The organism is Williamsia sp. D3 (genome assembly GCF_000506245.1).
GTDB lineage: Bacteria > Actinomycetota > Actinomycetes > Mycobacteriales > Mycobacteriaceae > Williamsia > Williamsia muralis.
This window is the reverse complement of the sequence record NZ_AYTE01000018.1, coordinates 67032-81175: the sequence shown is the minus strand read 5'-3', so window position 1 is coordinate 81175 and position 14144 is coordinate 67032. Positions and strand designations below refer to the sequence as shown.

Sequence of the window (14144 nt, the reverse complement as noted above, 5' to 3'; positions counted from 1 at the left end):
CTCCTTTCGGTTTGGTCATGGATTGTCGAATCATCTGCCCTAGGACTTCCGGACCTTGATTTCTTCGTTGTTGACTTCGTCGGCCGCGAGAGCGCCCGGATCTTCCTCATTGACCGATCCGGGGCCGTCGCTGGCGAGGAACGACTTCTTGTACTTGTCGGCCGCGGCCTTGAGTGCCTCTGCCTGATCGTCGGACAGAGCCTTACCGCCCGCGATCGAGTCGTAGACGCCCTTGGCACCGTGGTGCAGGTGATTGAGGAGCTCGCCCTCGTACCGGCGCACGTCGTCGACGGCAACCGAGTCGTAGTGGCCCTCACCCGCGAGGTAGATCGAGACGATCTGGTCCTCGACGGACACCGGGGAGTACTGGTCCTGCTTGAGCAGCTCCACCCAACGAGCACCGCGGGCCAGCTGGGCCTTGGATGCGTCGTCGAGGTCCGAGGCGAAAGCCGAGAAGGCCTCCAGCTCACGGAACTGCGCAAGCTCCAGACGGAGCGAACCCGAGACCTTCTTCAGGCCCTTCGTCTGCGCTGCACCACCGACACGAGACACCGAGGTTCCCACGTTGATCGCGGGGCGGACGCCCTTGTTGAAGAGGTCCGACTCGAGGAAGACCTGACCGTCGGTGATCGAGATGACGTTGGTCGGGATGAACGCCGAGACGTCGTTGGCCTTGGTCTCGATGATCGGGAGACCGGTCATCGATCCGCCACCGAGCTCGTCGGACAGCTTTGCGCAACGTTCGAGCAGACGGGAGTGCAAGTAGAAGACGTCACCCGGGTATGCCTCGCGGCCCGGCGGGCGACGCAGCAGCAGCGAGATGGCGCGGTAGGCCTCGGCCTGCTTGGAGAGATCATCGAACACGATGAGGACGTGCTTGCCCTGGTACATCCAGTGCTGGCCGATGGCCGAACCGGTGTACGGGGCCAGCCACTTGAATCCGGCCGAGTCAGATGCGGGAGCCGCGACGATGGTGGTGTACTCCATCGCGCCGGCCTCGTCGAGCGCGGACTTGACGCCCGCGATGGTCGAACCCTTCTGGCCGATCGCCACGTAGATGCAACGCACCTGCTTGGTCGGGTCACCGGTCTCCCAGTTCGCCTTCTGGTTCAGGATCGCGTCGATGCAAACAGCGGTTTTGCCGGTCTTGCGGTCGCCGATGATCAGCTGACGCTGGCCGCGGCCGATGGCGGTCATCGCGTCGATGGCCTTGATGCCGGTCGCGAGCGACTCCTCGACGGGCTGACGCTCGAGGACCGATGCCGCCTGGAGCTCCAGCACGCGCTTCTCGTCCGATTCGATCTCGCCCTGGCCGTCGATGGGCTGACCCAGCGGGTTCACCACACGGCCGAGGAAGTTGTCGCCGACCGGGACAGACAGCACGTCGCCGGTGCGGCTGACCTGCTGGCCTTCTTCGATCTCGTCGTATGCACCGAGGATGACAGCACCGACCTCGTCCTCGTCGAGGTTGAGGGCCACGCCCAGAACCCCGCCCGAGAACTCGAGCAGTTCGTTCGCCATCGCGCCCGGCAGGCCGCTCACGTGGGCGATACCGTCCGAGGTGTCGGCGACTACGCCGACTTCTTCGCGCGATGCCTCGGCCTGGAATGACGAGACGTACTGCTCGATCGCTCCCTTGATCTCGTCGGATGAGATCGTCAACTCCGCCATGAGTACTCGTTCCTTGCTTTCGTTTTCGCTTGTGGTCTAAGTGTGCCCGCGCCGGAGTGTGTCCGGTCGGGTGTCGCGCCCGTCGGGCTAACTCGGCAAGGTCTCGCTCGCCTTGGCCAGTCGGCTGGCCACGTCACCCTCGATGACTTCGTCGGCAACGATGACCTTGAAACCGCCGAGCAACTGCTCGTCGATCTCGATCTGCACCGACATGTCGCGTCCGTAGATCCGCCCCAGCACTGTGCTGAGCCGCTCGATCTGCGCATCGGTCGGCAGTGCCGCCGCGATGACGTGTGCAACCGACTCTCCGCGTCGAGCAGCAGCCAGTTCGGCGATGCCTGACACGGTGACGTCGATCGGCTGATGTCCGCGCTGCAACTGCACAGCCTGTCGGACCAACGCTCCGGTCTCGTCCGTGACCTTTCCGCCGATGACCCTGTCGAGCAACTGCAACCGGCCCTCGGCAGGTGCATTCGAGTCGGACAGCAGTCGCGACAGATCAGGTTCTGCCAGCAGCAACCGACCCAGCCGGAACAGTTCGTCCTCGACCTCGCCGATCTTGCCGCTGCGGTCGGCGACCGTCAGCAGCGCGAGCCGGGCGAGCCGCTCGAGTGCGGTGAGGAAGTCAGCGGTGGCCGACCATTTCGCATCGACAGCGGACTTGACGATGTCGAGGGTGGTGTCGGACACCTTCCCCGACAGGATCGAATCGACCAGCGAAGCCTTGTGCTGCGCCTCGTCGGTGGACTCAGCCAGGTGCTTGCGCAGAACCGGGTTGGCCGCGAGAAGGATTGCGACCGAACCGAGTTCGTCACCGATCGTTCGTAGCTGCTCGACATCCGCCGAGCCGGTCTTCTCGTCGAACGTGCGTGCCAGGGTGCGTACCGAGTCACGGCTCGCCGCCCGCATCGAGTGGGTGCCGATTGCCTCACCGGTGGATGTGGACTCCGGAGCGACACCGCCTTCGGCGGCCATCTGCTCCAGCTCTGCCAGAACCCTGTCAAAGGAATCCTGCTTGGCCTTCGGGTCCTCGAGGTGCTCACGCACCAGGTTTCCGGCGACGTCGAGTGAGGCCAGCCCCAGTTCGCCACGCAGCTGACGGATCAGTGCCTGGCGGTTGAGGGCGACCTGCGCCTTGCCGTGCTCGGTGATGCGCTTGACCTCGGAGTCGGCTTGATTACGCATCTGTTCCGCGATCGCCTGAGCGTCACCGCGTGCCTCTTCACGGATCTGGCTCGCCTCTGCCCTGGCCTGCTCGAGTGCTGTGGCGTGAGCATCTTTCGCCTCGGCGAGCCGGGCCTTGGCCTGCTCGCTCTCGGCGACCTGCGTGGCGATCGTTTCCTTCTGCGCCGCAACGGATTTACGCAGCGGCGGAAGAACGTATCGGATGAAAACGAAGACAACGACGGCAAAGCCGACGAGTTGTCCGATGAAAATATCCACTGGTCAGTTCACCGTCCCGGTCTTTTCGCCCTCGGTCGCGGAGACACGATCGAGGGATGCCGACAACTTCGGGTCCGACGAGACGTCGAATCCGAGTACTCGGCTGGCCAGCCCGGAGGACAGCCTGCCCAGTTCCGCGCGGGCCTCCGCCGCAGCCCGCTGCCCTTCGGCGGCCAACTGTTCGGAGGTGTCGCGCTGAACCGCGTCCGACTCCTCGGTTGCCCGCCGCCTCATCTCCTCGAGGTTCTCGTTGCCCTTGGCACGAGCCTCGTCGCGGATGCCGGTCGCCTCGACGCGGGCGCCCTTCATGGCGGATCGGTATTCCGATTCGGCATCCTCGAAACTCTTGGCCGCGGCCTTGTTGTCCTCGTTGGTCTTCGAGACCAGAGCCTCACGTTCTTCGAGGACCTGGCGGATCGGCGGAACGATGAACTTGCCGAGCACCACCAGCACGATGATGAAGATCAAGAGGACAACGAAGAACGTGCCGTTGGGTATGAGGAAATTCTCTGCGGCGAGATCCATGGTGTCGTTTTACCTGTTTCCCGAAATTATTCGGCGCTGATCGGGGTGGCGAAGACGAACAACGCCATGAAGGCCAGGTTGATGAAGTACGCAGCCTCGACCAGACCGACGGTGATGAAGAACGGAGTGAACAGGCGGCTCTGCGCTTCTGGCTGACGCGCGATGCCTGCGATCAGCTGCGCACCGGCCAGACCGTCACCGATACCGGCGCCAATAGCGCCGCCGGCCATGATCAGACCGCCGCCGATCAGTGCGCCCATGCCAATCATTGGATCCATTTACTTTTCCCTTTCGGTGGTACTGACAATCGGATTGCCAGGTCTTATGGCCCCGCCGGCATCGCACCGGCAAGGGGTCGTGCTAGTGGTGCTCGTCCTCCAGCTCCATTGACTGGCTGAAGTACAAGATGGTCAGCAGGGTGAAGATGAACGCCTGAATGAGGCCGACGAAGAGGTCGAACATCTTCCAGATCGAGTTGGGCGCCCACATGATGTAGGCGGGGAAGATCGCGATCAGTGAAACCATCACGCCGCCGGCGAACATGTTGCCGAAAAGACGGAGTGAGAGTGAGACGGGCTTCGCGATCTCTTCGATGATGTTGATCGGGGCCAGGCCGATGGCGTGACCCTTGATCAGGGCCTTGGGATGGCCGAGGAAGCCGCGACGCTTGACGCCGGCCGCGTGGTACGCGACGAAGACGAACAAAGCGAGCGCGTAGACGAAGTTCGCATCGGAGGCCGGCGGTTTGAGCCACTCCCCGGTGCCTCCACCTTCCTTGCCGTACTGGACCGGCAGCACCGAGATCCAGTTGGCGACCAGGATGAAGATGAACAGCGTCACGGCCAGTGGCAGCAGGAACGGCGCGACGCGCATGCCGATCGAGCTCTCGACCTGGCCGCGCATCTGGGAGGTGAGGGTTTCGAAGAACAGCTGTACCGGGTTGGGAACACCCGACGTCATCTTGGCCCGCACGTAGAAGGCCAAGCCGAGCACGACCAGGGCCGCAAAAGCGGTCCCGATGATGGTGTCCAGGTTGAAGGTCATCCCGAACAGATCGACGTGGGTGTGGTGCCCGACCTCGATCTCTGCCTCGGCGAGATACGACGTATCTGTCATGACTGGGTACGAAGTCCTTTCATCACTGGAATAACCGTGTTGAGAACCAGGATCACCTGACATAGCGCGAGTCCGAACATCACGCCCAGACCGTCCGGCCTGGCGAGGAACGCCACCACGAGGGCGACGATCGTCAGGAGCGCCAGACGCAGGGCGGAGTTGATCGCGATCGGCCGCTTGCGCGGATTCTCTTCAGCGGTGATTCCTTGCACATACAACTGCACGAGCTTGGCATTGGCCAGACTCAGGGCCAATCCGACGAACATCCAGATACCGAACATGACGTGGCCCAAGTAGGCGCTTGCGGCCACTGCGACGACGACCAGCAATCCACTCAGGATTGCGGGGCGCACCAAACTCAGCGGGACATCCGGGAATACCGGCGCCGAGTCGGAGCTTGACGTCGTCATGCACCTCTCCTCAAGGGTCCAGCGGGTTCGCTAGCTCTGGGGGCAGCCTGGTAGAGCCGTGCCCGTCGATCTGGAACATGATCGGGGCGACAGCTCATCGATCCCTGTGACCATATCAACACTGTCGTGGCCTGCCACCAGGGGGTGCATTGACCGCGATTGCGGCTCTCACCTTGGTGATTCGGCTACTACAGACGATAGTACTACGTCGCATCGCATACCCGAAATGTCCGGGTTAGGTTGCACTTCGTCACAGATTACTGGACACGGTTCCACCGGCCGCCACCCGGTCAGGCAGATGCGCCCTGGCGGTGTCGTCGACGAAGGCGCGGGACTATGGTGGCGACCATCGCGAGGACCAGTCCGGCTGCCAGGACCGGTACCACCACCGACACCGAGAAGAACGTGCTCGCAGCCGCCCCGAAGGCCAGGAGTCCGACCCAGAGGTAGATGAGCAGCACCACGCGCCTGTGCGAGTGACCGATCTCCAGCAGTCGATGGTGCAGGTGCATCTTGTCCGGTGTGTAGAAGCCGACGCCCGCCCTGGTCCTCCGTACAACCGCCATCAGCATGTCGAGCATCGGGATGAACATGACGGCCGCCACCAGAATGATCGGCGACAACAACGTGAACACGTCGGCGGGGCCGTAGGCATTGGTGGCCACCCTGCCCGATGCGCTGGTCGAGGCCGTGGCCAGCATCAGCCCGATGAGCATCGAGCCGGAATCGCCCATGAAGATGCGGGCGGGCTGGAAGTTGTGCGGCAGGAAACCGAGGCATGCGCCGGCGAGAATGGCCGAAATGAGGGCCGGTGGGTAGTAACTGACGTCGCCGCCCTGGTCTCGGAGCAGACCCAGCGAGAAGACGCAGATCGCCAACGACGCAATGAGCGCCAGGCCGGCGGCGAGTCCGTCGAGGCCGTCGACGAAGTTCATCGCGTTGACCGTCGCGACGGTGACCGCGATCGTGAGCAATCCCGCCTGTAGTGGGTCCAGCACCACGGTGCCGATGTCGCCGAACGGGACGTACAGCAGATACCAGCTCACACCCATGATCACCAGGACACCGGCAGCGGTCAGCTGGCCGACGAACTTGGTCAAGGCGTCGATCCCCCAGCGGTCGTCGATGATTCCGACAAGCACGATGACCCCACCGGCGACGACAACGGCGTTCATGTCGTCGGTGTATGCGAAACCCCTTGTCAGAGCCGGTAACTCGCCGGCCAGAGCCATCCCGGCGAGCACGCCGATGTACATGCCGACACCGCCCAGACGCGGCGTGGGAATCGCGTGGACATCCCGGGTCCGCGGAACGGCCACCGCGCCGGTACGCGTGGCGATGACCCGCACGACACCGGTGGCGAGATAAGTGATGACGGCGGCGGCGAGCCCGACGAGCATCAGCTCCCGCAGCGGGACGCCTGCACCACTGCTCGTGAGGCCGGACTGCGCTGCGATCAGCACACCACTGCTCTCAAGAGAACTCGAATAGGCCGCGAACACGGGTCAACGCTACTAGCGCGCGCTCGAAAAGCACGCAAGCGGTCGACCTGACCCGCCAGCGGGATCGAGCTGACTCAGCTCCGCAGGCTCTCGACTCCGGTGCCCAGCACCTCGGCGATCTGCTCGGCACTGATCGCACCCTCGCGCAGAATCTTGGGGCTGACGTCCGTGAGGTCGACGATGGTCGACGGCATCGCCTTCTCGGCCGGCCCACCATCGAGGTAGACGGCAACCGACTCCCCCAGTTGCTCCCGGGCCTCGGCGGCGGTGGTCGCCGGCGGTCGGCCGGAGATGTTCGCGCTGGAGACGGCCATGGGCCCGACCTCCCGAAGGATCTCGATGGCCACCGGGTGCAGCGGCATCCGCAGCATCACCGTGCCCCGCGTGTCACCCAGATCCCAGGCCAGCGAGGGAGCCTGGTGGACCACCAGACTCAGGCCGCCGGGCCAGAACGCCCGGGTCAGTTCCCTCGCCGTCGACGACACGGACAACACCAGGCCGTCGATGGTGCTCCACGAACCGACCAGCACGGGCACGGGCATGTCCCTGCCTCGCCCTTTGGCGGCCAGGAGGTTGTTGACCGATTCGGAATCGAAAGCGTCGCAACCCAACCCGTACAACGTGTCGGTGGGCAGGACGATCAGGCGGCCACCTTTGGCGGCGCCGACGGCGGCCCGGATACCGGCCGTTCGAGAATGGGGATCGTTGCAGTCGAACGTGGTGCTCACGGGTCCCATCCTTGCATGGTCCCCCCGGCCCACATCCGCGACGTACCCGCCGGTCAGATGCGGCGGGACGTCGTCGTTCTGGTGGCGGTGACAAAACGCGGCCGTCCAGCCAAATCGTGGTTCTGGACGATCGAATCGAACCGGCCATCGGCGGCCAGCACCTCGATCACCGCCTGCCCCGTGCTGTCGTCGTGCTCGATGGCCACTTCGCCACCCGCCTCGAGGAGCTGGGCGACGGTGGCGATCATCGGACCGATGACCGACATCCCGTCCGCTCCCCCGAACAGTGCGAGGGGCGGATCGTGGTCGATCACCTCGACCGGCAATTCGGCTGTCTCGGGTATGTAGGGCGGGTTGGCGACCACGACATCAGCTCTGATCCCGGTCAGAACGGCCGGGTCCCGAACGTCGCCCTGATGCACCTCGACTCGATCCGCAACCTGATCGGACATCCGCGAGAGGTTCCGGTGAAGCCATCGGAGTGGCTCGTCGGCGATCTCTACGGCGTGCACCACGGCGTTGCGCCGAGCATCCGCGATGGACAACGCGAGTGCACCGCTTCCGCTGCACAAATCGACCACCACCGGTTCGGCAACGTCGGCAATTGCCTCCAGTGCCCACGACAGCAGCGCCTCGGTTTCCATCCGGGGTACGAACACACCGGGGCCGACCTCCAGATCGACCATGCCGAACTGGACGTGACCGATGATGTGCTGCAACGGCTCACGCGCGCGCCGCCGGTCGATCATCGCGCGGTAGGTGTCGGCCTGCTCCTGCGTCAGCTCGTCGACCGTGACGATGCCGCCCACGGATGTGCCCGCCACGTGCGCCAGCAGAAGCGCTGCGTCCACGTCTGGGCTGGGGACGCCTGCGGCGGCCAGTTCGGCCGTCGCGGCCCTGCGATGTTCGCGCGCGTTCACTCCGCCTCGAGGCGGGCCTGGCGATCGGCGGCTCGGAGGGCGTCGAGGAGTGCGTCCATGTCGCCTGCGAGAACGGCGTCGAGGTTGCTGGCCTTGTAACCGATCCGGTGGTCGGTGATGCGATTCTCCGGAAAGTTGTAGGTGCGGATCCGCTCAGAACGATCAACTGTCCGCACCTGCGCCGCCCGTCCTTCCGACGCCTCCGAGTTGGCTGCCTCCTCGGCCGCCGCCTGCAGGCGTGCAGCGAGAACCTGCATCGCGCGGGCCTTGTTCTGCAACTGCGATCGTTCGTTCTGACAGGTCACGACGATCCCGGTGGGCAAGTGGGTGATCCGGACCGCGGAGTCGGTGGTGTTCACGCCCTGTCCGCCCTTGCCCGAACTGCGGTACACGTCGATGCGGAGATCCGAATCGTCGATCTGCACCTGCTCGACCTCATCGGGTTCGGGATAGATCAGCACGCCGGCAGCCGAGGTGTGGATACGCCCCTGCGACTCCGTGACCGGCACACGCTGGACACGGTGTACGCCACCCTCGAATTTCAGTCGCGCCCACACACCGTCCGGACCGTCGCCTTTCGACTTGATCGAGATGGTGACGTCCTTGTACCCGCCGAGATCGGACTCGGTGAGCCCGAGGGTCTGGGCCTTCCAGCCGTGCCGTTCGCAGTATTTGAGGTACATACGGGCCAGATCCGAGGCGAACAGGGCCGACTCCTCGCCGCCTGCGCCCGATTTGATCTCCAGCACAACGTCGTCTCCGTCGTGGGGATCGCGTGGCGACAACAGGTCGGTGAGGGTGGCGTCGAGATCGGCGGCGGTCTTCTCCAGCTCGGGTATCTCGGCGGCGAATGCCGGGTCGTCCGCGGCGAGTTCCCGTGCGGCCTGCAGATCGTCCTGTGCTACTTGAAGTTTGGTGTACGTGGCCATGATCGGCGCGAGTTCGGAGAAGCGCTTGCCCACGCGGCGCGCTGCAGCGGGGTCGTCGTGCAGCGAAGGGTCGGAGAGCTGCGACTGCAAGCCCGCATGCTCGGCGAGAATGTCGTCGATCGCGGACGGCTCGGGGCTGCTCATGACCTGTTCCTACTCGAGAAGTTGTGACCGGCGGGTGTGACCTCAACCGGGTGATTCGACGAAAACGGCGTCTGACCTGCCGTGAAGGCAGACCAGACGCCGGACGATAAAGCTACTTCTCGGCTGCAGCGTCTTTCTTCGCCGGACGCTTGCCGTAGCGCTTCTCGAAGCGTGCGACGCGGCCACCGGTGTCGAGAATCTTCTGCTTGCCCGTGTAGAACGGGTGGCACTGCGAGCAGACCTCGACGTTGATCCGACCGTTGTCCTTGGTGGAACGGGTCTGGAAGGTGTTCCCGCAGCCGCAGACCACAGTGGTCTCGACGTACTCGGGGTGGATTCCTTGCTTCATTCTGGTGTCCCTTTCAATGGTCGCCGGGTCACCTTCGCGGATCGAAGGTGTGAACCGGAACCGGACTCGACCGTTCAGTATGCCAGAGCCTCCACCACGTCAGCGAATCGCTAATATTCAAGCGATCGAGGGCGGGCATACATCCTCGGCACGATCAGTGGAACGACCTGACAATCGTTTTCATTCCGCGACATCCTCTACGGCAGGCAGATCCATGACACGGGCAACACACCTCGCGACTGCAGCAACTGTGCTGGTCTTCGGCCTGGCAGCCTGCACATTCGAGCGGTCCGGCGATCCGGTCGCCGCGTCAGCGGACTCCGAGGCGTCCGCGAGCTTCCGCCCGTCTGCCGACAATCCGGATCCGACCGACGACATCGAAGGCGTCGAGAGGCAGTACTTCCCCGCTGCTCTTCATGTGGTTCCCACCGATCGCGTCCGTTACTCGTTCAGCCCGCCCATCGGTGGCCGACACGATGCTGTTTGGGCCGCCTGCACCGGGGTGGTCTACAACGCGGGCATCCGTTCGGAAAACGCCGTGCACTCGCTCGAACACGGAGCGGTCTGGCTCACCTACAACCCGGAAGATCTCGACGCCGAGGCCGTGGAATCGCTGGCCGAGCGCGTCGACGGAGTCGACTACACGATGCTGTCGCCCTACCCCGGTCTCGACCGGCCGGTGTCGGTGCAATCGTGGGGGCATCAGCTCAAGGTCGACGATGCCGACGACCCACGTATCGATCAATTCATCACCGCGACGAAACAGAACACCCAGAGCGGTGTCTACCCGGAAGCCCCCGAAGAGACCGGTTACCCCGAACCGGGGGCCACGTGCGCTGCCTCCGGCGCGTTTGATCAGCTCGATCCCCCACCGTTCGATCCACGCCCCGGCACCCTGCCAGAGAACTGAGCACTGCCACCACGCACGAACCCACCCATCCCGTTCGGCCCGCCCTGTGACGGGTGGGCCCACGGGATCAGGTGGGTTCGGTGGCTGCGAGCCGGCGACTAGTCGTCGCCCATGGCTCCCGGCGCGGTCTTCTGGACCTGCATGAGGAACTCGATGTTGCTCTTGGTCTTCTTCAGCTGACTCACCAGGAGATCGATCGCCTGCTGCGAGTCGAGGCCGGCAAGCACGCGCCGCAGCTTGTGCACGATCGAGAACTCCTCGGGCGAGAGCAGCAACTCGTCCTTACGCGTGCTGGACATGTTGACGTCGACGGCCGGGAACACCCTGCGCTCGGAGATCTTGCGGTCAAGTTTGAGCTCGGCGTTGCCGGTGCCCTTGAACTCCTCGAAGATCACCGTGTCGCCGGTGGAACCGGTCTCGACCAGAGCCGAGGCGATGATGGTGAGCGAGCCGCCGTTCTCGATGTTGCGGGCAGCACCGAGGAAACGCTTGGGTGGGTACAGCGCCGTGGAGTCGACACCACCGGACAGGATCCGGCCCGAAGCCGGCGACGCATTGTTGTACGCGCGACCCAGCCGGGTAATCGAATCGAGCAGCACCACAACGTCTTTGCCGTCTTCGACCAGACGCTTGGCCCGCTCGATCGCCAGCTCGGCCACCGAGGTGTGGTCTGACGGCGGGCGGTCGAAGGTGGAGGCGATGACCTCACCCTTCACCGACCGCTGCATGTCGGTGACCTCTTCGGGCCGCTCGTCCACGAGCACAACCATGAGGTAGCACTCGGGGTTGTTGATCGAGATGGCATTGGCGATGTTCTGCAGAATCGTCGTCTTACCGGCCTTGGGCGGGGACACGATCAGTGCACGCTGTCCCTTGCCGATCGGCATGACCAGGTCGATGACGCGGGTGGAGATGCGCTCGCTGGTGGTCTCCAAGCGAAGACGCTGATTCGGATACAGCGGCGTCAGCTTGTTGAACTCCGGCCGGCGCTTGGCGGTCTCGACGTCAGCGCCGTTCACCGAATCGAGCCGGACCAGCGGATTGAACTTCTGACGCTGGTTCGACTGCTCACCATCGCGCGGGACCTTGACCGCCCCGGTGATCGCGTCACCGCGACGTAGCCCGTTCTTGCGGATGAGGTTCATCGACACGTAGACGTCGTTCGGTCCGGCGAGGTAGCCCGAAGTACGAACGAACGCGTAGTTGTCCAGCACATCGAGGATTCCCGCGACCGGCTGCAACACGTCGTCGTCGGAGATCTGTGGCTCGCGCTCGTTGCCGCCACCGCCGCCTTCGCCGCGGTCACGTCCCCGTCGACGCTCACGGAAACGGCGTCCCCGCCGACCGCCGCGGCCGTCGCCGTCCTCGTCGTCGTCACGGGGACCGTTGTCGCGGTTGTCACGGGGGCCGCTGTTCTGGCCACTTCCCTGATCGTTGCGGTTGCGGTTCCTGTTGCCCTGCTCGGAGCGGTTTCCCTGCTCCGAACGGTTGCCCTGGTCGTCGCGGTTGCGGTCGTCGCGGTTGCGGTTGTCACGGCCCTGGCCTTCGCGGCTGGAGCCGCTGCTGCCCTGGTTGTCGCGGCCCTGGTTGTCGCGAGTCTGACCCTCTCGGGTCTGATTGTCGCGGCCCTGACCCTCGCGACCCTGGCTTTCACGGCCCTGGTTGTCCCGACCTGCGGCCTGCCCGTCGCGACCACGACGACGCTGCCGCCGCTGGTCGTTGCCGTCTGCCTGGTCACCGTCTTGGGAAGACTCGTCGGTCTTCGGCGCAGCCTTCTCCTCGGCAGGCGCCGCAGTGGCAGCCTGCTCGGGTTCGACCTTTGTGGTTTCGGTGGTCTTCGTCGCTGCTTCGGCGGCGGGTTCCGCAGGGGCGGAGGCGCTTCTGACCTGCGGCTTCTCGGCAGTGGCAGTCGGCGCGTCCTCCGACGGCGCCGTTCCTGCCGAGGTCTTGTCTGCGGGCGCCTTGCTGGAGGCGGCCTTGCCCTTGATGGCAGGTGCGCTGGACGCCCCGCCGCTCTGGCGTTCCTTGATGGCCGCGATCAGGTCGCTCTTGCGCATACCCGACGTGCCCTTGATGCCCAGCTCTCCCGCCAGGCCACGAAGTTCAGTCAGAACCATTCCCGAGAGCCCGGTCCCACGACGACGTTCGGCTTTCGGAGTGTCAACTCCACCGAGGTCGAGCGTGTTCTCCGAGCCCGGTGCAGTGATCAGGTCCGTATCCGTCAACGGATATCCTTTCCTTCCCCCGCCGGTAGATTCGCGAGGGCCAAAGTTCTCGCACCCGGAGCCCAGGTGAGAGGTGCCGCTAGTTTTTCAGCGGTCTTATGAGGCGTGTGTCGTTTGCCGCGCTTTATATTTCACGGACTGGCGCCCGCGGGCTGTGATTCGAATTTGACATCCGATGAGAAGCACGCTCGGGTGAAAACATCCGCGGCTGGACGGGTACATGCTAACCAGGATCAGTAGTTCGGGCAACACCCACAGAATGCGGCGTGTTCACAAACTGCGAATCAATCAAAGTTGCACCCGCCGTGGTCAGTGTACGACTACTCCGGGTGCAATCTCTACTTCCTGCAGAGCAAATCCCAGCTCAGCTGCCTTGTCGCGGGTCTGAGGTGGTAGTTCCGACGCCGTCAGCGCCAGCACGGTGGGCCCGGCGCCCGACACTGTGGCCGGTACCTGCCGCTCACGCAACCATCGCACCAGAGCGGCCGTCGCCGGCATCACCGGGGCCCGGTAGTCCTGGTGCAGTCGATCCTCGGTCGCAGCCATCAGCAACTGGGGTTCGGTCGTCAACGCCACCACGGCCAGGGCCGCGCGGCTGACATTGAAGACCGCATCCGCCCGGGACACCGCGTCCGGCAACAACCCACGGGTGACCGCGGTCGACGACTCGACCTGCGGAATCATGGCGTAGGCGCGGATACCTGGATGCAGCTCCAGCGACCTCGCGAAGTAATTGAGTGCCGGCGAGTCCCCCGCGACGTCGGAGGTGTGGACGCCCGCGGTGGGTTCGGACCAGGAGACGACGGCCGAACCGAGGACACTCGCCGAGGCATTGTCCGGGTGGCCTTCGAACTCCGACGACAGCTGGATCAACGCCTCGGTGGACAGTTGTGTTCCCAGGCCGGCTGCGCGGACCAGGCCGGCGGCGACCGCCAGCCCGCCGACGACTGCGGACGCCGAGGACCCCAGACCACGGGCATGGGGAATGCTGTTGCGGCACTTGACGTCCAGGCCCGGGGCCGTGACGCCGGCCGCCGCCAGCCCCCGATTGATCGCCCGAACAACCAGGTGTCGCTCGTCGAGCGGTACTCCCTCGGCGCCTTCACCGCTGACGGTGATGCGCAGTGCATCGCCACCGACGGTGACGGAGATGTCGTCGTAGATGCCCAGAGCGATACCCAGACAATCGAACCCGGGGCCCAGATTGGCACTCGACGCGGGAACGCGCGCTTGCGCCTGGACCCCCGCAGGCAGAACGGGATTCACGTCCAC

General features: G+C 64.7%; 14 protein-coding genes. 1 reads left to right on the top strand and 13 read right to left on the bottom strand.

Annotation, left to right across the window (positions count from 1 at the left end):
- Nucleotides 1–39: 39 nt before the first annotated feature.
- The 11 genes from atpA to rpmE form a co-directional block, all read right to left on the bottom strand.
- Nucleotides 40–1671, bottom strand: coding sequence for a F0F1 ATP synthase subunit alpha (gene atpA / locus W823_RS42175; protein WP_023957897.1), 1632 nt, complete (start codon nucleotides 1669–1671; stop codon nucleotides 40–42).
- A gap of 87 nt (nucleotides 1672–1758) precedes the next feature.
- Nucleotides 1759–3114: a F0F1 ATP synthase subunit B/delta gene (locus W823_RS42170; protein ID WP_023957894.1), complete on the bottom strand. Its 1356-nt coding sequence runs from the start codon at nucleotides 3112–3114 to the stop codon at nucleotides 1759–1761.
- 3 nt (nucleotides 3115–3117) lie between these two features.
- Nucleotides 3118–3639, bottom strand: a complete 522-nt coding sequence (locus W823_RS42165) for a F0F1 ATP synthase subunit B (protein ID WP_023957892.1) — start codon at nucleotides 3637–3639, stop codon at nucleotides 3118–3120.
- Nucleotides 3640–3665: 26 nt separating this feature from the next.
- Complete coding sequence (locus W823_RS42160) at nucleotides 3666–3917, bottom strand: F0F1 ATP synthase subunit C (RefSeq protein WP_023957890.1); 252 nt, start codon at nucleotides 3915–3917, stop codon at nucleotides 3666–3668.
- A gap of 82 nt (nucleotides 3918–3999) precedes the next feature.
- Complete coding sequence (gene atpB, locus W823_RS42155) at nucleotides 4000–4755, bottom strand: F0F1 ATP synthase subunit A (protein ID WP_023957889.1); 756 nt, start codon at nucleotides 4753–4755, stop codon at nucleotides 4000–4002.
- A complete protein-coding gene (locus W823_RS42150; protein WP_023957887.1) occupies nucleotides 4752–5165 on the bottom strand; it encodes an ATP synthase subunit I in 414 nt (137 codons plus the stop codon). The genes atpB and W823_RS42150 overlap by 4 nt, the downstream gene beginning before the upstream one ends.
- Nucleotides 5166–5455: 290 nt before the next feature.
- On the bottom strand, nucleotides 5456–6628 hold the full coding sequence (locus W823_RS42145; protein WP_232232976.1) for a glycosyltransferase family 4 protein: 1173 nt from the start codon (nucleotides 6626–6628) through the stop codon (nucleotides 5456–5458).
- Between the two features lie 113 nt (nucleotides 6629–6741).
- Nucleotides 6742–7395 (bottom strand): L-threonylcarbamoyladenylate synthase, encoded by a 654-nt coding sequence (locus W823_RS42140; protein ID WP_030174324.1) that lies wholly within the window; start codon nucleotides 7393–7395, stop codon nucleotides 6742–6744.
- A 53-nt stretch (nucleotides 7396–7448) separates the two neighbouring features.
- A complete protein-coding gene (prmC, locus tag W823_RS42135) occupies nucleotides 7449–8315 on the bottom strand; it encodes a peptide chain release factor N(5)-glutamine methyltransferase (RefSeq protein WP_023957880.1) in 867 nt (288 codons plus the stop codon).
- The gene (prfA, locus tag W823_RS42130) at nucleotides 8312–9388 is read right to left on the bottom strand and encodes a peptide chain release factor 1 (protein WP_023957878.1); all 1077 of its coding nucleotides are present in this window, start codon (nucleotides 9386–9388) and stop codon (nucleotides 8312–8314) included. The genes prmC and prfA overlap by 4 nt, the downstream gene beginning before the upstream one ends.
- Before the next feature lie 112 nt (nucleotides 9389–9500).
- Complete coding sequence (rpmE, locus tag W823_RS42125; RefSeq protein WP_023957876.1) at nucleotides 9501–9737, bottom strand: 50S ribosomal protein L31; 237 nt, start codon at nucleotides 9735–9737, stop codon at nucleotides 9501–9503.
- 214 nt (nucleotides 9738–9951) lie between these two features.
- Between rpmE and W823_RS42120 the strand changes: the two genes are divergently transcribed.
- The gene (locus W823_RS42120; protein WP_031332215.1) at nucleotides 9952–10647 is read left to right on the top strand and encodes a DUF3105 domain-containing protein; all 696 of its coding nucleotides are present in this window, start codon (nucleotides 9952–9954) and stop codon (nucleotides 10645–10647) included.
- A gap of 98 nt (nucleotides 10648–10745) precedes the next feature.
- Here W823_RS42120 and rho read toward each other — a convergent pair whose 3' ends face one another.
- Together rho and thrB are read right to left on the bottom strand one after the other, a co-directional pair.
- Entirely contained in the window at nucleotides 10746–12872 is a 2127-nt protein-coding gene (gene rho, locus W823_RS42115) for a transcription termination factor Rho (RefSeq protein WP_031332214.1), read from the bottom strand.
- Nucleotides 12873–13181: 309 nt separating this feature from the next.
- A complete protein-coding gene (thrB, locus tag W823_RS42110; protein WP_031332212.1) occupies nucleotides 13182–14138 on the bottom strand; it encodes a homoserine kinase in 957 nt (318 codons plus the stop codon).
- Between the last annotated feature and the right edge of the window lie 6 nt (nucleotides 14139–14144).